General features: G+C 61.0%; 27 protein-coding genes and 6 pseudogenes. 14 read left to right on the top strand and 19 right to left on the bottom strand.

Annotation, left to right across the window (positions count from 1 at the left end):
* The first annotated feature begins 305 nt into the window (after positions 1-305).
* On the top strand, positions 306-1,370 hold the full coding sequence (locus ABIF91_RS00165; RefSeq protein ID WP_026192128.1) for an IS630-like element ISRj1 family transposase: 1,065 nt from the start codon (positions 306-308) through the stop codon (positions 1,368-1,370).
* Here the strand turns inward: ABIF91_RS00165 and ABIF91_RS00160 are convergent.
* Both ABIF91_RS00160 and ABIF91_RS00155 read right to left on the bottom strand, forming a co-directional pair.
* On the bottom strand, positions 1,357-1,851 hold the full coding sequence (locus tag ABIF91_RS00160; RefSeq protein WP_424578652.1) for a hypothetical protein: 495 nt from the start codon (positions 1,849-1,851) through the stop codon (positions 1,357-1,359). The two genes, ABIF91_RS00165 and ABIF91_RS00160, sit on opposite strands and share 14 nt — an antisense overlap.
* Positions 1,848-2,330 carry a hypothetical protein gene (locus ABIF91_RS00155; RefSeq protein ID WP_284280418.1) on the bottom strand — a complete coding sequence of 161 codons (483 nt, stop codon included), beginning with the start codon at positions 2,328-2,330 and terminating at the stop codon, positions 1,848-1,850. Before ABIF91_RS00155 ends, ABIF91_RS00160 begins: the two co-directional genes overlap by 4 nt.
* 456 nt (positions 2,331-2,786) lie before the next feature.
* Here ABIF91_RS00155 and ABIF91_RS00150 point away from each other — a divergent pair.
* Together ABIF91_RS00150 and ABIF91_RS00145 are read left to right on the top strand one after the other, a co-directional pair.
* Positions 2,787-3,029, top strand: a pseudogene (locus tag ABIF91_RS00150) (AAA family ATPase); the annotation flags it as partial.
* Positions 3,030-3,091: 62 nt separating this feature from the next.
* Positions 3,092-3,256, top strand: a pseudogene (locus tag ABIF91_RS00145) (IS6 family transposase); the annotation flags it as partial.
* A 151-nt stretch (positions 3,257-3,407) separates the two neighbouring features.
* Here the strand turns inward: ABIF91_RS00145 and ABIF91_RS00140 are convergent.
* A protein-coding gene (locus tag ABIF91_RS00140; protein ID WP_424578685.1) for an IS3-like element ISRj2 family transposase occupies positions 3,408-4,537 on the bottom strand; the annotation gives its coding sequence in 2 pieces (ribosomal slippage) (positions 3,408-4,285 and positions 4,285-4,537; 1,131 coding nt in all).
* 235 nt (positions 4,538-4,772) lie between these two features.
* On the opposite strand from ABIF91_RS00140, the gene ABIF91_RS00135 reads away from it, so the two are divergent.
* Both ABIF91_RS00135 and ABIF91_RS00130 read left to right on the top strand, forming a co-directional pair.
* Positions 4,773-5,114, top strand: a complete 342-nt coding sequence (locus ABIF91_RS00135; RefSeq protein ID WP_014498004.1) for a type II toxin-antitoxin system PrlF family antitoxin — start codon at positions 4,773-4,775, stop codon at positions 5,112-5,114.
* On the top strand, positions 5,111-5,614 hold the full coding sequence (locus tag ABIF91_RS00130; RefSeq protein ID WP_011084500.1) for a type II toxin-antitoxin system YhaV family toxin: 504 nt from the start codon (positions 5,111-5,113) through the stop codon (positions 5,612-5,614). The genes ABIF91_RS00135 and ABIF91_RS00130 overlap by 4 nt, the downstream gene beginning before the upstream one ends.
* A 331-nt stretch (positions 5,615-5,945) precedes the next feature.
* Here the strand turns inward: ABIF91_RS00130 and ABIF91_RS00125 are convergent, their stop codons facing one another.
* The 4 genes from ABIF91_RS00125 to ABIF91_RS00110 all read right to left on the bottom strand — a co-directional run bounded on the left by ABIF91_RS00125 (position 5,946) and on the right by ABIF91_RS00110 (position 8,232).
* Positions 5,946-6,143, bottom strand: coding sequence for a dTDP-4-dehydrorhamnose 3,5-epimerase family protein (locus ABIF91_RS00125; protein ID WP_018648901.1), 198 nt, complete (start codon positions 6,141-6,143; stop codon positions 5,946-5,948).
* Positions 6,053-6,283, bottom strand: a complete 231-nt coding sequence (locus ABIF91_RS00120) for a dTDP-4-dehydrorhamnose 3,5-epimerase family protein (RefSeq protein ID WP_249163985.1) — start codon at positions 6,281-6,283, stop codon at positions 6,053-6,055. The genes ABIF91_RS00125 and ABIF91_RS00120 overlap by 91 nt, the downstream gene beginning before the upstream one ends.
* Before the next feature lie 55 nt (positions 6,284-6,338).
* On the bottom strand, positions 6,339-7,718 hold the full coding sequence (locus ABIF91_RS00115; protein WP_035681626.1) for an aspartate aminotransferase family protein: 1,380 nt from the start codon (positions 7,716-7,718) through the stop codon (positions 6,339-6,341).
* A 325-nt stretch (positions 7,719-8,043) separates the two neighbouring features.
* Complete coding sequence (locus ABIF91_RS00110) at positions 8,044-8,232, bottom strand: hypothetical protein (RefSeq protein ID WP_014498007.1); 189 nt, start codon at positions 8,230-8,232, stop codon at positions 8,044-8,046.
* Between the two features lie 174 nt (positions 8,233-8,406).
* On the opposite strand from ABIF91_RS00110, the pseudogene ABIF91_RS00105 reads away from it, so the two are divergent.
* The 6 genes and pseudogenes from ABIF91_RS00105 to ABIF91_RS00080 all read left to right on the top strand — a co-directional run.
* Positions 8,407-8,628: pseudogene (locus ABIF91_RS00105) on the top strand (IS6 family transposase); the annotation flags it as partial.
* Between the two features lie 94 nt (positions 8,629-8,722).
* Positions 8,723-9,991, top strand: coding sequence for an IS256 family transposase (locus tag ABIF91_RS00100; RefSeq protein WP_424578651.1), 1,269 nt, complete (start codon positions 8,723-8,725; stop codon positions 9,989-9,991).
* A 31-nt stretch (positions 9,992-10,022) separates the two neighbouring features.
* Positions 10,023-10,175 (top strand): annotated as a pseudogene (locus tag ABIF91_RS00095) (DDE-type integrase/transposase/recombinase); the annotation flags it as partial.
* An 89-nt stretch (positions 10,176-10,264) separates the two neighbouring features.
* A complete protein-coding gene (locus ABIF91_RS00090) occupies positions 10,265-11,533 on the top strand; it encodes an IS256 family transposase (RefSeq protein WP_038952271.1) in 1,269 nt (422 codons plus the stop codon).
* A 35-nt stretch (positions 11,534-11,568) separates the two neighbouring features.
* Positions 11,569-11,979, top strand: a pseudogene (locus ABIF91_RS00085) (DDE-type integrase/transposase/recombinase); the annotation flags it as partial.
* 7 nt (positions 11,980-11,986) lie between these two features.
* The gene (locus ABIF91_RS00080) at positions 11,987-12,301 is read left to right on the top strand and encodes a hypothetical protein (RefSeq protein WP_011084497.1); all 315 of its coding nucleotides are present in this window, start codon (positions 11,987-11,989) and stop codon (positions 12,299-12,301) included.
* Here ABIF91_RS00080 and ABIF91_RS00075 read toward each other — a convergent pair.
* Together ABIF91_RS00075 and ABIF91_RS00070 are read right to left on the bottom strand one after the other, a co-directional pair.
* Entirely contained in the window at positions 12,298-12,588 is a 291-nt protein-coding gene (locus ABIF91_RS00075) for a DUF2274 domain-containing protein (RefSeq protein WP_284278564.1), read from the bottom strand. The two genes, ABIF91_RS00080 and ABIF91_RS00075, sit on opposite strands and share 4 nt — an antisense overlap.
* A pseudogene (locus ABIF91_RS00070) lies at positions 12,585-12,987 on the bottom strand (TrbI/VirB10 family protein); the annotation flags it as partial. The pseudogene ABIF91_RS00070 and the gene ABIF91_RS00075, both read right to left, overlap by 4 nt.
* Before the next feature lie 127 nt (positions 12,988-13,114).
* Here ABIF91_RS00070 and ABIF91_RS00065 point away from each other — a divergent pair.
* A protein-coding gene (locus ABIF91_RS00065; protein ID WP_110115998.1) for an IS5 family transposase occupies positions 13,115-13,875 on the top strand; the annotation gives its coding sequence in 2 pieces (ribosomal slippage) (positions 13,115-13,454 and positions 13,454-13,875; 762 coding nt in all).
* Positions 13,876-13,987: 112 nt separating this feature from the next.
* On the opposite strand, the gene ABIF91_RS00060 is transcribed toward ABIF91_RS00065, so the two are convergent.
* Together ABIF91_RS00060 and ABIF91_RS00055 are read right to left on the bottom strand one after the other, a co-directional pair.
* Complete coding sequence (locus ABIF91_RS00060; protein ID WP_424578650.1) at positions 13,988-14,650, bottom strand: amino acid ABC transporter permease; 663 nt, start codon at positions 14,648-14,650, stop codon at positions 13,988-13,990.
* The gene (locus ABIF91_RS00055) at positions 14,647-14,832 is read right to left on the bottom strand and encodes a hypothetical protein (protein ID WP_424578649.1); all 186 of its coding nucleotides are present in this window, start codon (positions 14,830-14,832) and stop codon (positions 14,647-14,649) included. Before ABIF91_RS00055 ends, ABIF91_RS00060 begins: the two co-directional genes overlap by 4 nt.
* A gap of 116 nt (positions 14,833-14,948) precedes the next feature.
* Between ABIF91_RS00055 and ABIF91_RS00050 the strand changes: the two genes are divergently transcribed.
* Positions 14,949-16,078, top strand: a protein-coding gene (locus tag ABIF91_RS00050; RefSeq protein ID WP_129557670.1) for an IS3-like element ISRj2 family transposase whose coding sequence is annotated in 2 segments (ribosomal slippage) — positions 14,949-15,201 and positions 15,201-16,078 — 1,131 coding nt in all. Because the reading frame shifts where the segments join, the coding sequence is not laid out codon by codon here.
* Between the two features lie 211 nt (positions 16,079-16,289).
* Positions 16,290-17,419 (top strand): IS3-like element ISRj2 family transposase gene (locus tag ABIF91_RS00045; RefSeq protein ID WP_129557670.1). Its coding sequence is split into 2 segments (ribosomal slippage): positions 16,290-16,542 and positions 16,542-17,419, totalling 1,131 coding nucleotides; the frame shifts between segments, so codons are not numbered across the junction.
* A 103-nt stretch (positions 17,420-17,522) separates the two neighbouring features.
* Here ABIF91_RS00045 and ABIF91_RS00040 read toward each other — a convergent pair.
* From ABIF91_RS00040 to ABIF91_RS00005, 8 genes are all read right to left on the bottom strand, one after another.
* Positions 17,523-18,017: an ABC transporter permease subunit gene (locus tag ABIF91_RS00040; RefSeq protein WP_424578648.1), complete on the bottom strand. Its 495-nt coding sequence runs from the start codon at positions 18,015-18,017 to the stop codon at positions 17,523-17,525.
* A gap of 53 nt (positions 18,018-18,070) precedes the next feature.
* Entirely contained in the window at positions 18,071-18,946 is an 876-nt protein-coding gene (locus ABIF91_RS00035) for a transporter substrate-binding domain-containing protein (RefSeq protein WP_028181945.1), read from the bottom strand.
* A 44-nt stretch (positions 18,947-18,990) separates the two neighbouring features.
* A complete protein-coding gene (locus ABIF91_RS00030; protein WP_028181944.1) occupies positions 18,991-19,740 on the bottom strand; it encodes an amino acid ABC transporter ATP-binding protein in 750 nt (249 codons plus the stop codon).
* Positions 19,741-19,757: 17 nt separating this feature from the next.
* Positions 19,758-20,774, bottom strand: coding sequence for a glutamate cyclase domain-containing protein (locus ABIF91_RS00025; RefSeq protein WP_028181943.1), 1,017 nt, complete (start codon positions 20,772-20,774; stop codon positions 19,758-19,760).
* Positions 20,771-22,084, bottom strand: a complete 1,314-nt coding sequence (locus tag ABIF91_RS00020; RefSeq protein WP_028181942.1) for a hypothetical protein — start codon at positions 22,082-22,084, stop codon at positions 20,771-20,773. Before ABIF91_RS00020 ends, ABIF91_RS00025 begins: the two co-directional genes overlap by 4 nt.
* Before the next feature lie 206 nt (positions 22,085-22,290).
* The gene (locus ABIF91_RS00015) at positions 22,291-23,259 is read right to left on the bottom strand and encodes a glutamate cyclase domain-containing protein (protein WP_157783820.1); all 969 of its coding nucleotides are present in this window, start codon (positions 23,257-23,259) and stop codon (positions 22,291-22,293) included.
* Between the two features lie 104 nt (positions 23,260-23,363).
* The gene (locus tag ABIF91_RS00010; protein ID WP_245285563.1) at positions 23,364-24,869 is read right to left on the bottom strand and encodes an aldehyde dehydrogenase family protein; all 1,506 of its coding nucleotides are present in this window, start codon (positions 24,867-24,869) and stop codon (positions 23,364-23,366) included.
* Positions 24,870-24,892: 23 nt separating this feature from the next.
* The coding region (locus ABIF91_RS00005; RefSeq protein ID WP_424578647.1) for an NAD(P)-dependent oxidoreductase at positions 24,893-25,742 on the bottom strand (850 nt) is incomplete at its 5' end.

Genomic DNA, 25,742 nt, shown 5'->3' with positions numbered 1-25,742 from the left:
GCCTGCTTGCCGCAGGCAAGCTGGCGGCAAGCGTTCGTATCAGGCCATCGCGAGTTGGCGCGGCGTCTCAGTCTCATTCCATTTGACGCCGCTTGGCGCGGTCTGCCGACCGGCAACCCCGACACCGAGAGCACCCGGCGCCTTAATCCGCTGCCGTCGTTGATGCGTCCTCTTGCCGAACACGGGCGTGTTTCCAGGCCAACCCGCCCCGGCGGTCACCAAATATCCTTCGGGGATATCGAAATCGCCCTCTTGCGATCTAGTACCCACTTTTCTTGGAACGTGAGTCGTGATTCAAGGTCGGGATGATACCCGAAGCAAGAGAAGTCCACCTTTCGAGGAAAGATCGCAAGGTGCTTGAGGCGTGCTGTCGCTCACCGGTGACGTTGCAGCGCGATTTGAAGCGGGCGCGGATAGTTCTGTTGGCGGCGGATGGGCGCAGCACCCGGTCGATCGCCAAGGAAGTTGGGGTCCAGCCGCGGATTGTCAGCCTTTGGCGGCATCGCTATGCCGACCATGGCCTTGAAGGGCTGCAAGACAAGCCGCGGCCTGGCAAGCAGCCGATCTATACGAAGACGACCGACAAGCGGATTCTGAAGCTGCTGGATAAGCCGCCACCGCAAGGGTTTGCGCGCTGGACCGGCCCCCTGCTGGCCGAGGCGCTGGGCGATGTCGATGTCCAATATGTCTGGCGGTTCCTGCGCAGCCACAAGATTGACCTGGTGGCTCGCAAGTCCTGGTGCGAGAGCAACGACCCGAACTTTACGGCCAAAGCCGCCGATGTTGTCGGCCTCTATGTCGCGCCGCCGGCGAAGGCCATTGTGCTGTGCGTGGACGAGAAGCCCTCGATCCAGGCTTTGGAGCGAGCGCAGGGTTATCTGAAGTTGCCCAATGGCCGCGCCTTGACCGGCCAAAGCCACGATTACAAGCGGCATGGCACCACAACATTGTTTGCGGCGCTCGAAGTCGCCACCGGAAAGATCATCGCGACCCATTCAAAACGCCGGCGCCGCGTCGAGTTTCTCGATTTCATGAACAGCGTCACCGCGGCTTTTCCGAACCGCAAGCTTCACGTCATCCTCGACAACCTCAACACCCATAAAAAGAACGAGGACTGGCTCAAGGCCCACCCCAACGTGCAATTTCATTTCACGCCGACAAGTGCGTCATGGCTCAATCAGGTCGAAGTATGGTTTTCCATCTTGCAGGGGCAGTCGCTCAGCGGCACCTCCTTCACGAGCCTCAAGCAGCTTCAGGAACACATCGATGCCTACGTCAACGCATACAACGACAGAGCCGAGCCCTTCGTCTGGACCAAGAAAAAGGTCCGTCAACGCCGTTTCAAAGGCCGCCGTATCACTCAGCTCTGATTCCGGGTACTAGATCGTCGGCGAAGTCTATCCAAGCGGTCTTGCCCACTCGCAGAGAGCAGTAGGCGCCGGCCATGGCGGCGAACCCTTTCAGTACGATAAGCATGTCGTCGACGAAACCCGACAACTGGTTCGTTACGGAGGTCCCATAGGCGAGGTAGATGGCGTCCCGGTAGTTCGCCTTCCCGCGATAGCGCGACGCCTGGTGAAGGAAACTGATGCCGCGACGGGCGTACGAGATGTCGCGCAGTTCACGCGCCGCCTTCGTCCGGAAATCGGAAACTCCCAGCGCCTTGAACTGGGCCGTTTCCCTCACCCTCTCCTCGACGTTCGATCGCTCCCAGCCCGCCGTCCCGGAAAGATACTCCGCGCAACAGCCCCAGGCTTCCTGCGCAGTCGTGGGTTTGTTGACCAACGAGTGCTGCCCCCTTACCTTCACTGTCGCGAGTTCGGTCTCGACAGTTGCCGGAATGACGCTCACAGGCAATCCGCGAAGGGATGCATCGCCAGGTTGTTGGCAGGGAAGCGCTCCTGCCACTTCCTGGCGGTCTCCGCGTGATTGTCCTGGAAGGAAGCGTCCATCGCTGCCGTCATGGCGGAAGCTGCGCTGTAGACACCGTAGTACCAGGCAACAATAGCCGTTCGCGCCACGTCCGCCTTGTTCGTCGTAGCCGTCAGCGCCTGCAGCGCAGCTATCTGGTTAAGGACGAACAAAAGCTGCTCACACACGGTGTTGAGCTGGCGATCTGGCATCCCGCGCGCGTGAACATTCGCGTAGAACTTTCGACCGGCAGCGAAGTCGAGCTCTTGGTCGACAGTTAGGATCGCGAGCGCGCGCATCCAGTGGACAGTCGCCGGCAGCGCGAAGCGCGCGTCTGGCACGTCGCGCGGCGCTTCGGTCAGGGTGCCGTAGCTCTGCATTCGCGAGTAGAGGGATGCGGTTTTCGGATCGGCGGCCATGACGCGTTCGTCTCAAGTGTTACTTAGTCGGCCCCGATTTCTGCGCAAACAGGAGCACGCGCCTATCAAGATTTTCGAATCTGGTCCTGCATTATTTCTAATACTCTGTCGAATTGTATCCTCGGAGAGACCCGGCAGGCACCTACCAGGCTTGGTCGGTCACGCAGACGAACCGTGGCTAGTCGAGCACGCGATCCAGGTCAGCACGAGATGCCGCATTGCCAGCGTCTGCTCCAAAGCCCCGGTACTACACCACCTCCGCGAAGCCACGACCGAGGAAGAGCCGCCAGCAGGTCGGCGGAGACCAAGCGCGAAGGGTGGATGACGAACCAATGGATCGACCTGATCCGGCCGCGGTGCAATGGAGATGCCGCCTTTTGGCAGGGTTGCCCCTCTTTACAACCTCAACTTGCGTGCTAGTAATCCTCTCTAGCCATAAGGGAGGCGGAGGCGGCCGTGGCGATCATCGAGAACATTCGTCTGCTCAAGGGCGCAGCCGTGTTGGCGGAGCGTAAAGCCACCACTCCAAGCCTTGATCTCAAGCGATACAATCTTTTCTACGAATTCAATGGCTCGGGAAAGTCAACGCTTTCCCGCATATTAGCGGCGCTTCAACACGGCAAAAAACAGGAGCGACTTCCCGAAGGCTGCACATTCGAAATCGAGTTGTCCAGCGGGGCGAAATTTACCTATCCTAAGGCACTCAGTGGCCTTGAGAAGTGCGTCTGTGTTTTCAACGGCGATTTCATCGCCGAGAACAGACCTATGAAACCGCGCGCCAGTGGGGGCGGCACTTCGGCAAGCCGTTCTCCGATCGGATACGCCAGCGCGCACCCGCTCGCGGCGACAAATGGCATCTGGACGCGGTCGTTATCTTGATCGCGGGCGAACAACATTGGCTCTGGCGCGCTGTCGACCAGAATGGTCTCAAAGAGCTGGCCCCGGTTGTTTGGACAGCGCCCCGCTGGATTTAAGTGGATTCCTGCCGGGTTATGCTGAACGCGGGGCTTTACGGTTTTGTCGTTGCGTCGGGAGGGCGTAGCCCGACCAGAGCGACGACAAAACCGTCGGCGACGGTCATGCGGCCATCACCATAGCTTGCGTGCCGAAGTAAGCCTCGTCGGGCGTGCGCCCGTCAAGGCTCGAGTGAGGGCGTCCCTGATTGTAGAAGGCCAGATACTTGGCAATTGACGCTCGCGCCTCGGACACGCTGTCGTAGGCGCGGAGATATACTTCTTCGTATTTGACCGTGCGCCAGAGCCGCTCGACAAACACGTTGTCGCGCCAGGCGCCCTTGCCGTCCATGCTGATGGCGATCTTCGCGTCCAGCAGCACATCGGTGAACTCGAGGCTGGTGAACTGGCTGCCCTGATCCGTGTTGAAAATCTCGGGCCTGCCGTGCTTCGCCAACGCCTCCTGGACCGCTTCGACGCAGAAGGCCGCCTCCATTGTGATCGAGACGCGATGGGCCAGGACCCGTCGGCTGAACACATCGACGACCGCCGCGAGATAGACGAAGCCACGCCGCATCGGAATGTAGGTGATGTCCATTGCCCACGCATGGTCGGGCCGCTCGATCTTCAATCCGCGCAACAGGTACGGGTAGATCTTGTGACCCGGAGCCGGCTTGCTCGTGTTCGGGCGACGATAGACCGCCTCGATCCCCATGCGCTTCATCAGCGTCGCGATGTGGCGGCGACCGGCGTATACGCCCTCCCGCCGCAGCAACGATCGCAGTATACGCGCTCCCGCGAAGGGATAATCGAGATGCAGCTCATCGAGCCGACGCATCAAGGCAAGGTCCTCGGCCGAAACTGGCCGAGGTTCATAGTAGACCGTGCTGCGAGCCAGCTTCAGGACCTTCGCCTGGCGCACGATAGAAAGATCATGACCGCGGTCGATCATCGCTTTGCGCTCAGCAGGCCCGCCTTGGTGAGCGCGCCGGACAAAAAATCGTTTTCCAACGCCAGCTCGCCGATCTTGGCATGTAACGCCTTCAAATCGACCGGCGTCTCGGCCGATGTCTTGTCATGCCCAAACACGCCGGCGGCGCCTTCCAGGAGCTGGTTTTTCCAGATCGTGATCTGGTTCGGATGAACATCAAACAGTTGCGCCAGCTCCGCCAGTGTCTTGTCGCCTTTGACCGCAGCCAAAGCAACCTTCGCCTTGAATGCCGGAGAATGCGTCCGGCGGCTCTTCTTCGTCATCTTCGCTCCTGATTCGCAGCAAGAATCCTCGCCGCTGTCAGGCAGAAAATCCACTCAAGCTACTGTCCGAATTTGCGGGGCCAGCTCTATTGTGCATCATTCTCGTTGAGCTTCAGCGCCAACTCCACCAGACGGTGGAATCGCCAGTTTGCGGCCATCTCGAGGCACCCAGGCAGACTTGACTTACAATGCAGATGCATTACATTGGGATGTCGTGACGACGCAAGGAGCCGCTATGGCCAAGACCGCCGAAATCCTCGAGATCCCCGCGACCATCACAGACCGCGGCCAGACGACCGTGCCCGCCGCCATCCGCAAAATGCTGGCCCTGGGAAAGCGCGACCAGGTCGTGTTTCGGGGGCTCGCTGACGGCACCGTTGTGATCGCGAAGAAGCAGTTGAGCGCCGACCACGGCGATCCGGTGATCGGCACGTTCCTCGCGTTCCTGGCCCGCGACATGGGGAGCGAGCCAGCCCGGATCCGGCCGGTGCCGAAGTCGCTGGTCGCGCGCGGCAAGGGCTTGGTCAAGGGTGTTAAGGTCGATCTCGACGCGGCGCTGCCGGAAGACGATACGTGAGCGACGACACCTTCGGGGTTAACGGTTGGACGGTCTACGCCCATCCGCTATTTCTCGACCAGTTCGAGACTATGATCGCGGCGGTCGAGAAGGCGCGCAAGAAGGATCCGAAGGGATACAAGAAGAAGCGCGCCGCGAAGCTCCTGTCGGCTGTCTTGAAGGTGGCGTTCGACGACATTCCGAGTGACCCAACGCGTGACGTCTATCGGCAGGGCGGCACTCTCGGCGACGAGTACAAGCACTGGTTCCGCGCGAAATTGCTGCAGCAGTTCCGCCTGTTCTTCCGCTATCAGCAATCGGCGGACGCCAAGATCATCGTTCTCGCCTGGGTGAACGACGACTCGACGCTGCGCGCCTACGAGAGCGCGAACGACGCCTACGCCGTGTTCAGGAAGATGCTGGACCGCGGAAACCCGCCGGACTCGTGGAACGAACTCGTAGCGGCGGCCTCGACTGGCGAATCCAAGACGCGTCTATCGCGCTCGACGCGCGGGAGATGACCCCAGCTGGCCTCGTTCGGCCGCGACCGCCCGCTGATCCGGCCCGCGCCGCCGGCACCGGTCTGCAGCGAGAGACACGATTCGGCCAGGAAGAGTCCGTGAAATGCCCACCATCCAGCTGTCGGCTACGCCCAAAGGCAGCGGCGAATGCGCCGACTGTCCGGCGACATCATCATCAGCATTCCACCTGTTAAGCCGTGTAGACGGAGGCGACATTTCAGCCCTCCGATGCGGGTGAACCGGTTCGTGTTCCTCAACCTTCCAATACTTCAGCCTCGATCCCCTTTACCTGCGGGCATCAATGCACCTCCGACCTGCCCGCGGGTTCCCGTCACCAGTATCCGCCCGTACAATGGAAGTTTTGGATGTCGGCAAGCAGCGGCGCGGCCGCGTCCTTGGCCGAGAGCGACGGCTTTTTGATACCCCAGTTTATACCGATCACCGGGTCGTCCCAGCGGATCGAAACCTCGTTCTCCGGATTATAGAAATCATCGCATTTGTAGAAAAAGTCCGCGGTCTCTGAGAGCACACAACGAAACCGTGCGCGAATCCGCGCGGAACCCATAGTTGCCGCCGGTTATGCTCGCTTAATTCGACGGCAACGTAGCGTCCGAAATTCGGGCTCCGGACGCGGACGTCGACCGCGACGTCGAGCACCTTGCCCCTCATTGATGGATGTCCAGACAATCGGACTCGCGGCGCACTAAGCGGAGTTGAGTGAACGCTAGTGAGGCTCGCGACAATTAACTACAGTCGCCTTAAGATCGTGGAGCATGCCCGTGATCCCGTCGATGAGCTCGTCGATTTGATCCTTGTTGACGATCAGAGGTGGGCATATCGACAATGCATCGTCTACATTCCGCACGATGATCCCTCGCTCGTGCAGCAACCGGCTCGCAATGCTGCCAACATCGCCCGGAGTAGTAGCGGCGACTTTCCGTTTCTTGTCCAGCACCAGCTCGATTGCCGCAATAAGGCCAACGCCACGGACCTCCCCAACGAGTGGATGGTCAACGAGCGTGCGCAGCCGTTCCTGCATGTAGGCCCCGATGCGGCCAACGTTCGCAATCAGACCCCGCTCCTCGATGAGTTTGAGGTTTTCGAGCGCTACGGCGGCTCCGACCGGGTGACCACCGCCCGTGAAGCCATGAGCCAGCAGTCCAACCTTATTGCTCTCGTCCGCGATTGGTTCGAACATGTAGTCATTCATTATGATCGCAGATAACGGAAAATAACTGGACGTGAGCTGCTTCGACACCACGATTACATCGGGCGCGATGTTGTAGGTTTCGCAACCGAACATTTTTCCGGTCCGGCCAAAGCCGCAAATCACCTCATCAGCGACCAAAAGGATGCTATGCTTTTTTAGCACCCTTTGAATTTTGTCCCAGTAAGTCGGCGGCGGAACGATGACGCCGCCCGCGCCCATGACAGGCTCACCGAAGAATGCTGCAATGGTATCGGCACCTTCGCGCTGAATCAGCGACTCGAGCTCCTCGGCCCGACGCGTTGCAAAGGTCTCCTCCGATTCGCCCGCACGGCTGTCTTTGTAGAAATGGGGGGAGCCCGTGTGCATAATGTTGGGGAGCGGCAGATCGAAAGAGCGGTGGTTGTCTGGAAATCCGGTCAGGCTTGCCGCACCGATCGTGACGCCGTGATAGCCGCGCAACCGGCTGATGACCTTCTTGCGCTGAGGCTGGCCCGCTGCATTCGATCGATAGGCGATCAGCTTCAACACCGTATCGTTCGCTTCCGAGCCGGAATTTGTGAAGAACACCTTACTCATTGGCACCGGAGACATCTTCACCAGCTTCTCGGCAAGCGCGATGGAAGGCCCATTCGATCGTGATGCGAAGGTATGATAGAATGGCAGGATTTGCATCTGGCGATGCGCGGCTTCGATAAGCCGCTTTTCGCTGAAGCCAAGACCCGCACTCCAGAGACCGGCCATCGCATCGAGGTAGCGTTTTCCTGCCGTGTCGAAGACGTAGGGGCCCTCGCCGCGTTCAATTATGAGCGGCCCGGCCCGTTGGTGCGACCGCGCGTTGGTATAGGCGTGAAGCTGATAGGCCACATCTCGGGCCTGTTGAGAACTGGGCAGCATGGTCGGCGTCACATCATCGGTTCAGAATTGGATAGGGACCGGAGCATCATGTGGGGAAGCGCCGGTCCGTTTCCGGCTTCTCTGGGCCTTGCGATAGTCGTCGTTGACGATCGCTTTAAAGGGATTCGCTTTTGCCTATGCCTGACCACAGGCTTAACTGGCGGCGCGACGCACTGTCTGGAAGTGATCACAGAAAGGTGACGATGTTCAGCACGACAAAGCGTCGGATTTCCGGGACGCGTTAGTCGCCGACGGGAGCTTCCATCAAACTGCCGGCGGCGTTCAGGCCGTAGAGAGTCGGTGGTCGTAGCGCCGTGGACCGCGGTTACGTATTCGAGCCCACCACGTTCAGGCCGTCCGCTCCGCTAAAGGCCAGCGTGTCATGTGTGTTTAGCACGTTATCCCAGCTGCTGCCGCGCGTCGTCACGGACTGGTTGGGCTCCGAGCCAACACGCGTGATGAGTAACACTGTAAGCAACAACCCGCTCTGATTGACCAGTTTCTTGTGGGCCATCAGTGATCTCCTTGATCTGGTCGGTGTCCCGGCTTTGCGCGGTGATCTGCGACCGAGTTTGCCCCAGAATACCTTAACTCGTTGAGTTGGTCGCCTGCCAAAGCTTGTAGGCTCACTCCCAACCGGCACCGTCAAGTTAACGAATAGGGGTGGCCGATGGGGTAGACGACCGGCATGCCGACCGCCCGGGCCCCTCTTTATCGCCGCCGTCGCTTCCCACCGGAAGTGATCAGCTATGCCGTTTGGTTGTATTTCCGGTTTCCCTTAAGCTTGCGGATGGTCGAGGAAATCCTGGCGGCGCGTGGCATTGGCGTGACCTATGAAACCGTGCGCCAGTGGGGACGGAAATTCGGCAAGCTGTTCTCCGATCGGATCCGCCAGCGCGCTCCCGCCCGGAGCTATGCGGGAAACTGGGTGATGACGGAATGAGATAGGCGGCGTATCGAGGCGGGTGTCGAGCCTGCCAGAACCTCAAGGAGAGCGATACGCCATGAACGAGCATAGCAACATTGTCCCACTGCGTCAGCCCGATGAGATCGACGATCCACTGACGAATATTTTGCGATCTGGAGCTCGGCAGCTGCTTGCGCAGGCTGTCGAGATGGAAGCCGAGGCGTTTCTCGCCGCGATGAAGGGCTTGAAGCTTCCCGATGGCCGCGACCGCCTCGTGCGACACGGCCATGGTCCAGTGCGGACGATCCAGACGGGGATCGGCGCCGTCGAAGTCGCCCGGGTAAAGATTCGCGATCGCGCGGTGACCAGCGATGGCGAGCGGATCCGCTTCACCTCGGCGATCCTGCCGTTGTGGGCACGGCGCACGAAGAGCTTGGATGCACTTTTGCCGGTTCTGTACCTGCGAGGCATCTCGACGGGCGACTTCCAGGAGGCGCTGGCGGCGCTCTTGGGCAAGGATGCGCCGAATCTTTCTCCGGCGGTGGTTTCCAGACTGACGACGGAGTGGCAGCTCGAGTACGAGCGTTGGCAGAAGCGCGATCTGTCGGCGCGCCGGTACGTATACGTGTGGGCGGACGGCGTCTTCCTGCAGGCTCGCATGGAAGACCACAGCGAATGCATGCTGGTGCTGATCGGCGCGACGCCGGAAGGCAAGAAGGAACTCATCGGCTTCCAGGTCGGCGTGCGCGAGAGCACGCAGAGCTGGCACGAACTGCTCGTCGAGGCGAAAACCCGAGGGCTGAAGATCGCCCCGGAAATCGCCGTCGGTGACGGCGCGCTCGGCTTCTGGAAGGCGCTCGACGAGGTCTTTCCCGCCACGCGACATCAGCGGTGCTGGGTGCACAAAACCGCGAATATCTTGAACAAAGTCGCAGTGTCGGTACAGGCCAGCATGAAGAAGGACCTGCGCGAGGTCTATTTGGCGTCCAACCGAGCTTCGGCCGAAGTGGCGATCGATGTCTTTGCCGAGAAATACGGAGCGAAGTACGACAAGGCGGTCGAGTGCCTGACGAAAGATCGCGACGCAATGCTTGCGTTCTACGAATTCCCCGCCGAGCATTGGGACCACTTGCGGACGACGAATCCCATCGAAAGCGTGTTCGCGACGGTCCGGCACAGAACGGTGCGCACGAAAGGTTCGTTATCGTCAACGACTGCCAAGTTGATGGTGTTCAAGCTGCTCTGCGCCGCATCAAAGACCTGGCGGCGGCTGAAAGGCACAAATCAGTTGCCGAAGGTCGTCGCAGGTGTCAGATTCGAAAACGGCATCGAGGTCATCCAAGTGCCGGAAAACCACGCCGCCTGATCGCCTCGTCACCCAAAATCCCGCATAGCTCCCCGCCCGCGGTGACAAATGGCATCTGGACGAGGTCGTTATCTCGATCGCGGGCGAACAACATTGGCTCTGGCGCGCTGTCGACCAGAATGGCTTCGTTCTCGACGTCTTGATCCAGCGCCGAAGAGACTCGCGCGCTGCGCAGCGAGCTATGGCGGAATCTGGGTGATGACGGTGTGAGGAAGGCGGCGTATCGAGGCGGGTGACGAGCCTGCCAGAACCTCTCGAGGAGAGCGATACGCCATGACCGAGACTACCAATGTTCTTGCTTTCCGTCAGCCGTCCGCGGTTGATGATCCACTGACCGATATCGTTCGAGCCGGCGCGCGGGACCTGCTTGCCAGGGCGATCGAGATCGAGGTTGGCGCGTTTCTGGCCAGCACGGCCAATCTGACGCTGCCCGACGGTCGAGCGCGCCTGGTCCGACATGGGCACGGTCCGGTGCGCGAGATTGCGACCGGCATCGGTCCGGTGGAGGTCGCTCGTCCCAAGGTCCGCGACCGCGGAGCGAGCGGGCCAGGCGACCGCCTCCGCTTCAGTTCGGCAATCCTGCCGCTATGGGCGCGGCGGACGAAGAGCCTGGATGCCTTGATCCCGGTCCTCTATTTGCGCGGCATCTCGACCGGCGACTTCCAGGAGGCGCTCTCGGCGCTGCTCGGCAAGGATGCGCCGAACCTGTCGCCTTCGGTGATCGCCGGCCTGAAGGCCGATTGGCAGGTCGAGTACGAACGCTGGCAGAGACGCGATCTGTCGGCGCGTCGCTATGTCTACATCTGGGCCGATGGCGTGTACCTGCAGGCCCGCATGGAAGATCACAGCGAATGCATGCTGGTGCTGATTGGCACCACGCCGGAAGGCAAGAAGGAGCTGATCGGCTTCCAGGTCGGCGTGCGCGAGAGCGCGCAGAGCTGGCGCGAACTCCTGATCGACCTGCGGCAACGCGGGTTACGGATTGCCCCGCAACTCGCCATCGGCGACGGCGCCCTCGGCTTCTGGAAGGCACTGGACGAGGCCTTTCCCGGCACGCGGCACCAACGATGCTGGTGCCATAAAGTGAGCAACGTACTCGACAAGGTCGCCAAATCCGTGCAGGGCCCCATGAAGAACGACCTGCGGAACATCTATCTGGCCCCACACCGGGCCGAAGCTGAAACCGCGATCGACGTCTTCGTCGAGAAATACCACGTCAAATACGGACGTGCGGTGGAGTGCCTGATCAAGGATCGCCATGCGCTGCTCGCCTTCTTCGACTTCCCTGCTGAGCACTGGATCCACCTACGCAGCTCGAACCCGATCGAGAGCGTCTTCGCCACGGTGCGCCACCGAACGGTGCGGACCAAGGGATCGCTGTCGCAACAAACCGCGAAGCTGATGGTGTTCAAGCTCATCGACGCCGCATCGAAGACCTGGCGGCGATTGAAGAGCACGAACCAGTTGCCGAAAGTCATCGCCGGTGTAAAGTTCATCGACGGAATCGAAGTCATTCCGAACACTGAAAGCCACGCCGCCTGATCAGGCCGCGTCACCCAAAATCAGCCATAGCTCCTGCGCAGCTTCTCATGAAGAAGCTCTTGAAATCCGCCGGCACGCCGCCGCGCGTGATGATCACGGATAAGCTGCGTTCGTACGGCGCTGCGAGGGCGAAGATGGGCTTTCACGTCGAACATCGCCAGCACAAAGCTCTCAACAATCGGGCCGAGAATTCTCATCAGCCGACGCGGCGACGCGAGCGGATCATGAAGCGTTTCAAATCGTCCCATCAGGCTCAACGCTTTCTGTCAGTTCACGATCAGGTCGCGAACCTTTTCCACATCCCCTATGCCGGAGCCGCCACCGCCGACTTCCGTCGTGCTTCGCGCGAGCGAGCCTTTGCGACTTGGCGCGAGATCTTCATGACAAGCGCTATCGCCGAATCTCGACCTCTGAGAATCGCCGCCTTCGGCTCGGCGGTCGATTAACTTGACGATGCCGTTCCGGGATGCGTGGGGCGAACCGGCGCAGCGGTTCGACCTCGGGCAACCCAATCTTCCAGCCGAATTTGTTGCTCCCTATGCCGAGGCGTTCCGGGGGCATCATGCATCGTCGTCACCTAGCACGCGTCACCAATGCTGGAAAGCACTGAAGTTCTTTGCCCGCTTTCTCGCCGATAGCGGCAGGGTTCAGGCGCCGGCCGATTTGACGACCGAATTGTTCGGCCAATACATCTTATGGCTGGACGCCTTGCCTTCCCGAACCGGCAAACCCTGTGCTCAGCTTTCGCGCTTACTGGCGGCAAGCTAACGGCAATCCATCGTTGCGTCCGTTTCTTGACCTGCGTCGTGAACGCTATGACCGAGGTGCGAGCTGAGTGTATTTCGCCGTGCTTTCGCGAAGGCGCGGTCGGTCGCCATGCGACGCTCGATCATCGGCGCAATCAGTTTAGCAGGCTCGGTCCGCGTCATCAGACCTACGCTATGCGTCAGGATCTCGGCGTCGCTTCTGAGATCCCTAAAGACCGCCGCCGGCAGCTCGGTCGTGAGCTTGACTGGCTTGTCGTCTTCAAGCGGCCCAAGCTTGAGCTTCGTCATGGCGTTCCTCCATTGCTGTAGGGCGCCAGCACCAAATCGCGCGTGCCGATCACGCGGACCGGGAAACCTGGCCGGATGGTCAGCGTCGGCTGGATGTTGAGCTGACGCTGCACGACCAATTGGCCGGTCTGGCTGATGCTGATGGACGCACCGCTACGGATCGCTTGAACGAGGTTGTTCTCATTTGGCTCGTGCCGCCTCCGCTCCGACGCTGAGCATGGTCGAGAGAACGGCGGCCTTGAATAGCATGCCCCAGTGGTTGTCGACATCGTCCTCGAGTCCGGCATAACCACCACTGTCGGCGCCCGGCTGGCGCTCCAGCACGATCGAGTTGCCGTCCGGTATGATGATGCGAGTCCAGACCAAGAGGATTCGACTCTGGCCGTCCGCACGGCCGCTTTTTAGGCGATGATCTGACTGGCGTGGGCGCGCTCTCGGTGCAGTTTGGGCTTTGCTTGAACTAGGGTCTGTACCTAAATAGCGCCACGTGATTCTCTTGCCTACGTGTTGATTCGGAGGCGAGAGAATGCGCGCTGGTTTGTTTTGGCTGAACGACAGGCAATGGGCGCGTATCGAACCGCATCTGCCGAGGGGACTGACGGGGCCGGATCGGGACGACGACCGACGCATCGTCAGCGGCATCATTCACATGCTGCAATCGGGTGCACGATGGCGTGATTGTCCACGTGAATACGGCCCTTACACGACGATCTACAATCGCTTCAATCGCTGGGCCAAGCGAGGACGATGGTGCGCAATCTTCGAAGCGCTGGCCAAGCCTGGCGAAGACGGCGTCGTACTGTCGCTCGACTCGACCTCGATTAAAGCTCACCGGTGTGCCTCCGGCGGAAAAGGGGGGAGCACAATCAAGCAATCGGCCGCTCGCGCGGAGGCCGCACGACAAAAATCCATGCGCTGAGCGATCCGCTCTGCCGGCCGGTCGTCCTGCATCTGACTCCAGGCCAGGATGCCGATATCGCTGCGGCTCCCGATGTCCTGGCGCTCGCGCCACCCATGAGCGTGCTCCTCGCCGACAAAGGGTATGATGGCGACAAGCTTCGCGGCGAAATCATTCGTCGTGGCGCCAAGCCCGTAATCCCCAATAAATCTAACCGTGTCGTCATCCATCGCTTCAACAAACGCGCCTACAAAGGACGAAATGTCATCGAACGCTGCTTTTGCAGGCTCAAGGACTTCCGGCGCATCGCCACGCGATATGACAAGCTCGCCCGTAATTTTTTGGCCGCTGTTCATCTCGCCGCTCTCGTCGCATATTGGCTCAATTGAGTCTGGACCCTAGAACATGTCTCCGCGCAAAGCGCTCGATGGAGTCGAGCGGGTTCGCTCAAACGGCGCAATTGCCTTTCCCTAGAAGGTTTCGATCGACTAGGAATTGTTTTCAGTCTCGAAGACAGCGTTCGATCATACTGGCCAGCCCGCTCAACGCGTAGCAGATCACAAAGAATATGCTCAGCACGCCCAGATAGATCTCGATGGCGTGTGAGTCTCCGGTTCCGACATACGCTAGTCTTTCTATCATTTGACGCGCCGATCCCAAGAGATCCGACACGCCGACAACGGACGTCAGTGCACTCGCCTGGACGAGAACGGTGAGTTGCCCGACGTAGGGCGGCAACGCACGCCGAAATGCTTGTGGCAAAATGACGAACACAAGCGCTTCCGTTGCGCTCAAGCCAAGCGCTCGGGCGCCCTGCTCTTGGCGATGTGGAATTGAATCCAAGGCGCCTCGAAAGACCTCACCGATGTTCGCCCCGCCCCAGAGCCCCAATCCGATTATTGCGGCCGTGAGTGGGCCCGTGCGGAGACCAATTTGCGGAAGGGCAAAGAACACGAAGAGGAGTATCATAAGCGACGGCACGCCGCGGAACAACTCAACGTAAAGCCGTCCGACAAAGCGCGCGAACGTGAGCGTGCTTTGCGACAGCGCCGCGATCAGGAGACCAAGCATTGTCGCCAAAATGACGGTGAGCAGCGAGATCCACAAAGTAACCAAAAGGCCCTTACCAAGGTAAAGGGTGACAGGCCAAACCCAGTTGTTCATTTAACTACTCCCAGCCCCGGAATCGCGAGCCTGCGCTCGAACGTACGAGACAAAGCGCTTAGGATGCTGCACACCAGCAGGTACATGAGACAAGCGATGCCGAAGGTCTCAAACACTTTAAACGTATCTGACACGATCCGGTTGGCGACATAGGTCAATTCCTGATAGCCGACGACGATCATGAAGGAGGACGACCTGAACTGCGTGATCAGAGCTGGCCCCGCAAATTCGGACAGTAGCTTGAGTGGATTTTCTGCCTGACAGCGGCGAGGATTCTTGCTGCGAATCAGGAGCGAAGATGACGAAGAAGAGCCGCCGGACGCATTCTCCGGCATTCAAGGCGAAGGTTGCTTTGGCTGCGGTCAAAGGCGACAAGACACTGGCGGAGCTGGCGCAACTGTTTGATGTTCATCCGAACCAGATCACGATCTGGAAAAACCAGCTCCTGGAAGGCGCCGCCGGCGTGTTTGGGCATGACAAGACATCGGCCGAGACGCCGGTCGATTTGAAGGCGTTACATGCCAAGATCGGCGAGCTGGCGTTGGAAAACGATTTTTTGTCCGGCGCGCTCACCAAGGCGGGCCTGCTGAGCGCAAAGCGATGATCGACCGCGATCATGATCTTTCTATCGTGCGCCAGGCGAAGGTCCTGAAGCTGGCTCGCAGCACGGTCTACTATGAACCTCGGCCAGTTTCGGCCGAGGACCTTGCCTTGATGCGTCGGCTCGATGAGCTGCATCTCGATTATCCCTTCGCGGGAGCGCGTATGCTGCGATCGTTGCTGCGGCGGGAGGGCGTATACGCCGGTCGCCGCCACATCGCGACGCTGATGAAGCGCATGGGGATCGAGGCGGTCTATCGTCGCCCGAACACGAGCAAGCCGGCTCCGGGTCACAAGATCTACCCGTACCTGTTGCGCGGATTGAAGATCGAGCGGCCCGACCATGCGTGGGCAATGGACATCACCTACATTCCGATGCGGCGTGGCTTCGTCTATCTCGCGGCGGTCGTCGATGTGTTCAGCCGACGGGTCCTGGCCCATCGCGTCTCGATCACAATGGAGGCGGCCTTCTGCGTCGAAGCGGTCCAGGAGGCGTTGGCGAAGCACGGCAGGCCCGAGATTTTCAACACGGATCAGGGCAGCCAGTTCACCAGCCTCGAGTTCACCGATGTGCTGCTGGACGCGAAGATCGCCATCAGCATGGACGGCAAGGGCGCCTGGCGCGACAACGTGTTTGTCGAGCGGCTCTGGCGCACGGTCAAATACGAAGAAGTATATCTCCGCGCCTACGACAGCGTGTCCGAGGCGCGAGCGTCAATTGCCAAGTATCTGGCCTTCTACAATCAGGGACGCCCTCACTCGAGCCTTGACGGGCGCACGCCCGACGAGGCTTACTTCGGCACGCAAGCTATGGTGATGGCCGCATGACCGTCGCCGACGGTTTTGTCGTCGCTCTGGTCGGGCTACGCCCTCCCGACGCAACGACAAAACCGTAAAGCCCCGCGTTCAGCATAACCCGGCAGGAATCCACTTAAATCCAGCGGGGCGCTGTCCAAACAACCGGGGCCAGCTCTATGTAGCTTGAGTGGATTTTCTGCCTGACAGCGGCGAGGATTCTTGCTGCGAATCAGGAGCGAAGATGACGAAGAAGAGCCGCCGGACGCATTCTCCGGCATTCAAGGCGAAGGTTGCTTTGGCTGCGGTCAAAGGCGACAAGACACTGGCGGAGCTGGCGCAACTGTTTGATGTTCATCCGAACCAGATCACGATCTGGAAAAACCAGCTCCTGGAAGGCGCCGCCGGCGTGTTTGGGCATGACAAGACATCGGCCGAGACGCCGGTCGATTTGAAGGCGTTACATGCCAAGATCGGCGAGCTGGCGTTGGAAAACGATTTTTTGTCCGGCGCGCTCACCAAGGCGGGCCTGCTGAGCGCAAAGCGATGATCGACCGCGATCATGATCTTTCTATCGTGCGCCAGGCGAAGGTCCTGAAGCTGGCTCGCAGCACGGTCTACTATGAACCTCGGCCAGTTTCGGCCGAGGACCTTGCCTTGATGCGTCGGCTCGATGAGCTGCATCTCGATTATCCCTTCGCGGGAGCGCGTATGCTGCGATCGTTGCTGCGGCGGGAGGGCGTATACGCCGGTCGCCGCCACATCGCGACGCTGATGAAGCGCATGGGGATCGAGGCGGTCTATCGTCGCCCGAACACGAGCAAGCCGGCTCCGGGTCACAAGATCTACCCGTACCTGTTGCGCGGATTGAAGATCGAGCGGCCCGACCATGCGTGGGCAATGGACATCACCTACATTCCGATGCGGCGTGGCTTCGTCTATCTCGCGGCGGTCGTCGATGTGTTCAGCCGACGGGTCCTGGCCCATCGCGTCTCGATCACAATGGAGGCGGCCTTCTGCGTCGAAGCGGTCCAGGAGGCGTTGGCGAAGCACGGCAGGCCCGAGATTTTCAACACGGATCAGGGCAGCCAGTTCACCAGCCTCGAGTTCACCGATGTGCTGCTGGACGCGAAGATCGCCATCAGCATGGACGGCAAGGGCGCCTGGCGCGACAACGTGTTTGTCGAGCGGCTCTGGCGCACGGTCAAATACGAAGAAGTATATCTCCGCGCCTACGACAGCGTGTCCGAGGCGCGAGCGTCAATTGCCAAGTATCTGGCCTTCTACAATCAGGGACGCCCTCACTCGAGCCTTGACGGGCGCACGCCCGACGAGGCTTACTTCGGCACGCAAGCTATGGTGATGGCCGCATGACCGTCGCCGACGGTTTTGTCGTCGCTCTGGTCGGGCTACGCCCTCCCGACGCAACGACAAAACCGTAAAGCCCCGCGTTCAGCATAACCCGGCAGGAATCCACTTAAATCCAGCGGGGCGCTGTCCAAACAACCGGGGCCAGCTCTATCGCCGTGGTTGTTGTTCCGGTGATCGCGACGCGCAACGCGATCGGGAGTGTGATGTCAAGAAAGGTCTGGAACGCCGGCAAGCCGAGAGCGCGAGCTGCCGTCACTTCGCCTTTCGGCACAGCTTCGAATGCGGCCCTGAAGACCTCCGTTTGATAAGCACCGCCCCACAATGCGAGCGCTAGCCAGGAAGTCTCGAACGGCGTCAGACGGATGCCTATGTCGGGTAGCGCGTAGAACAGAAGGAATATCTGTACGAGGAGCGGCGTGCAGCGGAATGCATTTACGAATCCAACGATTGCAATGTTGGTGATGGGAATCCGTGCATAGCGTATTGCCCCGAGCACGAGCCCGATCCCAATTCCGAGCGCGATGCCGATCGCGCTGATGAGGAGGCTGTTGCCGAGGCCCGCTAGCAGCTCAGTTACCTCTTTCATGAGATCGTTCTGCACGATCCGCACCTCCGCCCAAGCCGAATTGGGACGCTATCGCGCTGCCGGGACCCTCAAGATTTGCACTCCATGGGATCGACGCCGGCATAGTCGAGCTTGACCTTCGGTCCCGGGACGACATTGCGATACTTCGCGACCATCGTCGGATCCCTGACTTCTTCGGCGAAGGCTTTGTAGAAGGCATCTTCTTCGCGCATCTTGGCGATCACTGCGTTGATCCAGGCAAGCATGGCCGCATTGCCCTTCTTGACGCCAATACCCTGGATCGCAGGTGAAGCGAGTTCGCCAACGACTTTGAAGTTTTTGTTGTTCTGCACGAAGTTGTAGTCGTAGACGTCGATATAGGCGAAGGCGTCAGCACGCCCCTGGATCAGCATCGTGGAGGAATCGGCCGGGCTTTGGGCCGTGATCAGGTTCGCCTTCGGATGACACTTCTGTAACCAGGTCTGGTAGGTGCTCCCTGTCGGCGTCACGACCGTGCGACCGGCGAGGTCGGCGTAGTTGTTGATGGGAGATTCCTTCTTCACAACGAGCTGGAGATTGCTCAACCAGATCGGATCCGAGAAGTCGATTTGCTCGGCGCGCGCCGGAGTTCTGGCAAGCGAGGCGAGCACGAGGTCGACCTTGCTGGACTGCAAGAACGGGATACGGTTGCTGTCGTTCATACATTGGGTCTGGAGACCGGCTTCGGTGCCGAAGGCAAATTCGGCGATGCGCTTGACGAGCCCATACTCAAAGTCGGCAGGCTTTCCATCGAGCCCGACATAGCCTGCAGGCGGATACTGGCAATTGATGCCGATCGTCAGAACCTTTGGCGTGGCGAGGTCCGTGGGCAGCGGCACGTCCACCTTCGACTGCGCGATGGCCGGCAACGCCACTATCGAAAATGACAGGGCCGCGATCGCGGCTAGGCATTTCAGCATGTTCATAATCTCCGCTTTCCTGTTGATCTTGGTATGGCGAAAAAAGTAGGTCAGACGTCAGTGTGCGACAGGAATTGGCGCGTGCGGTCGTGACCTGGTCGATCGAGGACGTCGGCCGGATGCCCTTTCTCAACGACCACACCGTCGGCCATAAATACGAGTGTGTCGCCGACCTCTCGCGCGAAACTCATTTCGTGCGTCACGACAAGCATAGTCATGCCGGAGCGCGCGAGATCCTTCATGACGTTCAAGACCTCGCGTACGAGCTGAGGATCGAGCGCCGATGTGACCTCATCGAACAACATCACGTGAGGGCGCATCATTAGGGCTCGGGCAATCGCGACACGCTGCTGCTGGCCTCCCGAAAGCTGGTCGGGATAACTGCTCTCCTTGTCTGCCAAACCGACCTTCGCGAGCAACTCTCGGGCGCGCGCTTCCGATTCCGCAGTCGGCTCCTTCAAGACGCGACGCGGAACCAAGGTGAGATTCTTCAAAACGGCGAGATGCGGAAACAGGTTGTAGTGCTGGAACACCATTCCCACGCGCTGGCGGACCTTATTCACGTCCTGCTTGCCGGAGAGCAAGTCCTGGCCTTCCAGCACGATCTCACCGCCGACGACCGGCTGAAGCATGTTAACCGTTCGCAGGAGCGAGCTCTTGCCGCTGCCGCTCGGGCCAATGATGACGACGACCTCGTCTTGACGAACCGAGAGATCGACGCCCTTCAGAACCTCGTTTGATCCGTACGAAACGCGTATGCCACGCAGATCGAGGAAGGGTGCAATCGGTTCGGTTGACACTGGGCGCCTCTCTGTTCTCAGCGCAACGCTGGTCGAACGACCGCGGAGATCAGGTCGGTCATCGCGACATGCGTCTGGAGAGGAATCCCATCGACGTCAGCATCGACGACGTTACCGACCGAGTTGATCAAGCCGATGTCGACACCGCGACGCAGCAGGTGTTCTTCCATTTTTGGCGCATGGAGGAGGTCGGGCCTCTTCAGACGGGCCGCAAGCGCCCCCAGGATGGCGTAGCAACCCCAGTTCGAACAGGCTGCGGTGACTAGGACATCGGTGCCAGTCACCGCTCCGATGCCGGCACCGCCTTCCGGCCGCGCGTCGCCGAACTTCACATGGCGCCGCACGGCGTCGGCGACGACCCCCATGCCTATCTCATTGCCCCCGTCGCCCACGCAGACGCTAGGAATCCCGCGGGCGAGCGCCTCGTCGAACAAGTAGTCAATCCGGGCCCGCCCCATGCCGTAGTCGATACCGCGCATCGAGCAATAGATGCCGTCGGCGTTACGGCCGACCCGCTCCGTTGAGAAGACCAAGGCAGGCTTGAATTCATCGAGCAAGGCGGCGGAGGCGGCCTTCGCCTCGGCGTCCGTCACGGGAAAGGAGCGCGTGCTGGCGACCGCGAGGCTTCCGTCGCCGCTCGCAATCCGCGCCTGCTCGTAGGGGAGCACCGACAGGCCGGCGCTGGTAAGGATCTTGGCGGTGCCGTCGAGCAGGGTCTCCTCCGCGACAACGACACAGGTCGCTCGCTTGGATAGGGCAAGCGCTCGCACGACCGCGGCGGCGCCGGCAGGCCCGTCGTTCTCGCCGATAGTGGGCGAAATCCAGGCCCGCGAGACGGAGCCCGTCGTCACCACGACCGTCGCCCCCACCGGGATAGCGGCGAGCGCCTCGGCGGCCGCGCCGCACAAGGCACCGCCTTGCCGCGCGCGAGCCGCCTCGTAAAGATGTTCGACGCCTCGGCCCCCGAGATCGAGATTGACCAGTCGGTCGAGCCGGTCATCCATGCCCGCAAAGGCAGTGTTGGCGTTGCTCATGTCTGGTCTCCGAGAACGAGCTGTGAGATTGCGGAGACATCGTCGATGCGCGAGGCGAGATGATCGAGTGCAGTATCGACGGCGGCGACGACGGCATCCTGGCCGCCAACTCTCCCGATCGCGTCGAGTGTCGGCTTCAGGCGCAGCGACACACGCGCCCCAGGCTGTCCGTGGGTGTTGACCGTGAGGATTCCAGCGTCGCGCAGGAGGACCATACCGAGCGCAGAGGAGACCTCGCAAGGAACGAGCCCGAGGCCTTCGGCGGAACGGCCGGCGCGCCGCAGGACAACGGCGAGCACATCTTGCTCGTCGACCATTGGTCCGAGATCGCTGACAACCACGAGGTCGCGACCCAGCTTCTCGGCGAGTGCGACAGCGAGCGCCTGTCCGGAGCGAGCCTCCTCCCGCAGGTCCTCAGGCCGAAAAGCCTGGAGAGACCGCATGGCGCCAGCGGCGATCGGCGCGCGTGCCTCCATCCCAAATTCAGCGCCCTTCGCTGACGCCGCCGTGACAAGATTGGGGCGGCCGGCAAGGACGCCTGCGCGCGGTCCGGCGAGACCCGCCTTGTCGCAATTGGTAATCGCGAGATCGGCGCCGAGGGCGAGGCCCGGCTTACCGCCATGGAGCACAGGACGCAGACGGGCGCCATAAGCGTCGTCCACGAACGCAATGGCGCCGACCGCGTGAGTGGCTTTGACGACAGCCGAGGTCACGGTGTCGTCCAGAAGCTCGAGGGCGCTCGTTACGGTGGTGACGACGACGAGGTTGGGTTTCGCCTTGGTCAGAGCTGCCTGCCAGTCGCGATCGCCCCCGATTTCGACGAGTTCCACCCGAGCGATGGAACAGCCTCGGATCACCGAAGCGTGCGATCGCCCACCCGGAGGGACGATCGAAATCACGGGGCTGTCGCCGGCATGAGCGACGATGGTAGCAATGATTCCCGCGCTGGTGCGGTTGAATACAGCGACGCCATCCCCGTCCTCACCACCAAGGTGATTGATCGCGACTTCTCGGAGGTCTTCGGCGAAGAGGCCCGGGCCAACCCATTCCTCGCAAAGTGTCGCGAGATCTTCCGCCTTGAGCGGAAAGTCTCGCTGATTTCCTGTGAACACGCCGATGGAATGCGGGCCGAGCCTGCGGACACGATTGGCCGCTACGACCTGCCCCTGACGAAGGCGACGCGCTTCGTCGACACTGGATCGGATGATGGTACCACGCGCAAAGCCGACAATGGGATCGATGGGATTACCGAAGCTATCTGTGGGCTTCGGGGATTGCGTTTTCGACTCCGAGGCGACGGCTGTCATCATCTTCTCCTAGAACCAGTGTGACTTGGCGATGCGGACAACCAGGGAGCCAAGGTGACCAGCGACGCGCGATGAAATGGGCGTTCTTGTCAGAAGCGTTCGGCGAAAGCGTCTTGCCGCGCGAATACGCCAGGCGAGGCATTCTCGATGCTTCAAGCCCGGTACAAGACCGACGAAGTCGGGCCCAACAGCGGGGTCGTAGCTCGGCGTCATTGGGTCACCTCGCGAGATCGCTGACGCGACGACGAATCCGGACCAAGCTCGCTTGACGAACTTGCAACGATGCTTTGGAGCAGACTGACAAAACCCCGATGACCGCTCTCAGAGACACCATCAACGAGGGGTTCGGTGCTTGCCGTCGCGCCATCACGAGCGCCGGCCTTAACGCAGGCTCTGATCAGCTCCCCTTCGAGAGTTTCGTCGTGTAGCAGGTCAGGACTGCCAAGCCCGACAGCAAGTCCGGCGCAAACGGCGTAAGCGCCCCAGTTCGATATTGCAGCGCTGACGATCACGTCCGTCTCGACCGCCGTGACAACGAAGCCATTTGGATGAAAAGCGGCAAGCGCCGTCCGCACCGCGCCGAAGCCGACCTCGTTACCGCCGTCGCCAATTCCTATCGTCAACCGCTTCGCCGCGTGTCCGGCCTCTGCGAGCAAATGGAGGTGCGCCATCGTGCCGGCAGGGCGACGGTCGCCGCGGACGCCGTGGAAAAAACCATCCGGGTTGGGGCCATCGAGCTCGACGAAGACGATTGCCGATGGCTGGTGTCGTGCCAGCAGCGCCTCGACGGCCTTGGGCCCATACTTGGAATGAGGCGGGATAGTCTCCACCTTGATCGGCCTTGCCCTGAAGGATCCAACGAGCGCAGCGCAAGCTTCCACTGGCTTAGAATGAGCCTCTTCCGAGACGATCGTGACCTGGGCGCCAAGACCGAGGGCCATAGCCCGTGCAAGGACAGCGGCGCCTGGCGGTCCGTCGGTCTCGCCCTGCGGGAGTTTAGGCGGAACGCCGGCGCCCGTCGCCACGATGACGTGGTCGCCGTAGGCGACGCGCGACATCAGGGCTCTGGTTGCCAACGTAGACAACGGCTCGCCGTGATGACGACGGCAGATCTCGTACATCGGAACGACGAGACCCGGTGGAAGCCCGCCCGCGAGAGGACGGGATTCAATCGTCATCAGGCGATCGAACCGCTCGCCCGCCGTGGCCAGAAGAGGGTCCGGACCTGTGGAGTCTTCCGTTAAGAGCATAACGATGGAGACCTCTTGGCCTGTCTCTCGGCTCACACCGTGACGGTCACGCTCTTGCGATAGGTGTAGCTCTCGAGGGCCCCTTCGATAGAATATTCGGCGCCGATGCCGCTCTGTTTGGCACCGCCGTAGGACATGCCTGGGATCTGACCGCCGGCACGGTTGATCTGGAGCCAGCCAGCATCGATTCGCTCCGCTGCGCGCAGGGCAGTGGTGATGTCGTTCGTGAAGATGTAGGCAGCGAGACCGTAATGGGTGTCGTTCGCCCAGCCGATCATCTCGTCTTCGTTCGTCCAGGGGATCGCAACCAGGACAGGCCCGAAGACCTCCTCGCGCACAACACGCCAGCTATTGTCGACACCCGTCAGCACGACGGGGCCCGGCATGAAGCCGTCGGTGTCGTTAGCGGGAGCTGGGACCTGACCGATCTCCACCTTCGCGCCACGATCGACGGCCTCGCGGATAAAAGCGCAAACCTCTCCGTAGCGCTCGGCGTTGATGATCGCGCCGATGTCGGAGGCCTCGTCGAGCGCGTCGCCGACTTTCATGGCCTTCAGCTTCTCGACAACCTTTGCAACCACCGGCTCGAACACGTCCCGGTGGATGAAGAGCCGCGAGCCCGCCGTGCAGGACTGCCCTTGGCGCGCGAAGCGCATGGCATTGATGACGTTTGTCGCGCAGGTATCGAGTTGCTCCGGCGTCGCCGCATCTGGATAGACGACGCAGGGGCTCTTGCCGCCGAGCTCAAGGGTGACCTTCGCAATGCGGTCGGCGGCGGCATGCGCCACGAGCTTTCCCACCTCGACCGAGCCTGTGAACGAGATCTTCGACACGTCGGGATGGTTCGAAAGCGGCGCACCGGCCTCGGTGCCCGTTCCCGTGACGACATTGAAGACGCCGGCCGGGAACATGTCGGCTGCAAGTTCCGCGACCTTGATGACCGCTAGCGGCGCGTCCTCGGCAGGCTTCAGAACCAGCGTGTTACCGGTGGCGAGCGCCATGCCGATCTTCACGGCTGCGAGTACGAGGGGCGAATTCCAGGGGATGATCGCGCCGACGACACCAAGCGGCTCTCGCGTAGTGTAGCTGAATATCCCCGGGCCGAGCGGCAACGTCTCGCCCTTCTGCTCGGATACCACGCCGCCGTAGTAGCGCAGGACCTCGGCAGTGCTCGCGACCTCAGGTCGGCTTTGCGTGCGCAGCGCGTTACCCGTTTCGGCCGCGAGGACCTTGGCGATCTCTTCGGCATGCGCCGATACGCGATTGCCGAGTTCAGTCAAAAGCGCGCCGCGGGCTCGTGCCGCCATGCGGCGCCAGTTCGGAAAGGCCGCCTTGGCCGCCGCGACTGCGGCATCGACGTCTTGCTTGTCCGCAGCCCCGACCATGGCGATGGTGTCGCGTCGGCAGGGATTCTCGACTGCCATCGTGCGGCCCGAGACCGGCTTGATCCACTTTCCACCGATGAAGTTGCCAAGCAGCCCGGAGCGGGGCAACGTCAGTTCGGAATCGTAGCTGGTGGTGGCGAGTTGCGCTCTCATTTGTTCGTTCCTGTTCTTCGAAATCATGCTGCGGGCTGACGGAGAGTGACCTTGAGCAGTCGCTCGTAGACCTCCGAGACGCTAGTGGAATCCTTTCCGCCCAGACCGTCCGCGCGGGCGGTATTGTAGATCTGGCGAACGAGCTGCCCGAGATACATCGGTGAAGCCGTGAACTCGTCGAGTGCGAGCGAGATGTCCTTGTGCATCAGGTCGAGCGCGAAGAAGGCTGGCCGCTCCTGCGTAAAGAGCGTCTTGCCGAGCCAATCCAGCATCTTGCTGCCGGCGAGACCTCCGCCGAGAACCTCGAGCAACACGTCGAGCTTCGCGCCGGACTTCACGCTAGCTGCCAGCACCTCGCCGAGTGCTACCGTGTTGATCGCGGTCAACAGGTTGTGGCTCAACTTCATAAGTTGTCCGGAACCGACCGGGCCGCAATGAATGATCTTGCCAGCCAGCGTCTCAAGCACAGGGCGCGTCGCATCCAGCACGGTCTGGTCGCCCCCGATCATGATCAGGAGCTTGCCATTTTCTGCGCCGGCGACGCCGCCGCTGACGGGCGCATCGAGATAGTTGATCCCGGCTTTGTCGCAGATCGCAGCGACCGCCTTGGTGGTTGCGGGGTCTACCGTACTGAAATCGACCACAGTCGCGCCCTTCTTCGCAGCGGCGAGGATCCCGTCCTCACCGGTTACGGCCGCCGTCAGGACCACTGGAGAAGGGAGGCTCGCCAGAATAAAATCGGCTCCAGCGGCAGCGGCCTTGGGGCTTGCGGCAGCTTCCACGCCAGCCGGGGCAAGCTTGGCGACGGCCGGCGCGTTGGGATCGAAAGCCCGCACCTTATGTCCGGCTTCGGCAAGCCGACGCGCCATATGT

This window comes from Bradyrhizobium sp. USDA 241, from assembly GCF_049739505.1.
In the GTDB taxonomy this organism is placed as follows: domain Bacteria; phylum Pseudomonadota; class Alphaproteobacteria; order Rhizobiales; family Xanthobacteraceae; genus Bradyrhizobium; species Bradyrhizobium liaoningense.
Note: the sequence above shows the minus strand (reverse complement) of the source record. Positions and strands in the feature narration are given on the sequence as shown.

Coding starts and splice junctions, on each gene's coding strand:
- ABIF91_RS00075 (WP_284278564.1), bottom strand. CDS start 12,588: ATGACGAAGCTCAAGCTTGGGCCGCTTGAAGACGACAAGCCAGTCAAG.
- ABIF91_RS00155 (WP_284280418.1), bottom strand. CDS start 2,330: ATGGCCGCCGATCCGAAAACCGCATCCCTCTACTCGCGAATGCAGAGC.
- ABIF91_RS00100 (WP_424578651.1), top strand. CDS start 8,723: ATGAACGAGCATAGCAACATTGTCCCACTGCGTCAGCCCGATGAGATC.
- ABIF91_RS00080 (WP_011084497.1), top strand. CDS start 11,987: ATGCCGTTCCGGGATGCGTGGGGCGAACCGGCGCAGCGGTTCGACCTC.
- ABIF91_RS00135 (WP_014498004.1), top strand. CDS start 4,773: ATGGCCAAGACCGCCGAAATCCTCGAGATCCCCGCGACCATCACAGAC.
- ABIF91_RS00120 (WP_249163985.1), bottom strand. CDS start 6,283: ATGAGGGGCAAGGTGCTCGACGTCGCGGTCGACGTCCGCGTCCGGAGC.
- ABIF91_RS00165 (WP_026192128.1), top strand. CDS start 306: ATGATACCCGAAGCAAGAGAAGTCCACCTTTCGAGGAAAGATCGCAAG.
- ABIF91_RS00010 (WP_245285563.1), bottom strand. CDS start 24,869: ATGAGAGCGCAACTCGCCACCACCAGCTACGATTCCGAACTGACGTTG.
- ABIF91_RS00110 (WP_014498007.1), bottom strand. CDS start 8,232: ATGGCCCACAAGAAACTGGTCAATCAGAGCGGGTTGTTGCTTACAGTG.
- ABIF91_RS00025 (WP_028181943.1), bottom strand. CDS start 20,774: ATGAGCAACGCCAACACTGCCTTTGCGGGCATGGATGACCGGCTCGAC.
- ABIF91_RS00060 (WP_424578650.1), bottom strand. CDS start 14,650: ATGAACAACTGGGTTTGGCCTGTCACCCTTTACCTTGGTAAGGGCCTT.
- ABIF91_RS00090 (WP_038952271.1), top strand. CDS start 10,265: ATGACCGAGACTACCAATGTTCTTGCTTTCCGTCAGCCGTCCGCGGTT.
- ABIF91_RS00020 (WP_028181942.1), bottom strand. CDS start 22,084: ATGATGACAGCCGTCGCCTCGGAGTCGAAAACGCAATCCCCGAAGCCC.
- ABIF91_RS00115 (WP_035681626.1), bottom strand. CDS start 7,718: ATGCTGCCCAGTTCTCAACAGGCCCGAGATGTGGCCTATCAGCTTCAC.
- ABIF91_RS00055 (WP_424578649.1), bottom strand. CDS start 14,832: ATGATCGTCGTCGGCTATCAGGAATTGACCTATGTCGCCAACCGGATC.
- ABIF91_RS00015 (WP_157783820.1), bottom strand. CDS start 23,259: ATGACGATTGAATCCCGTCCTCTCGCGGGCGGGCTTCCACCGGGTCTC.
- ABIF91_RS00035 (WP_028181945.1), bottom strand. CDS start 18,946: ATGAACATGCTGAAATGCCTAGCCGCGATCGCGGCCCTGTCATTTTCG.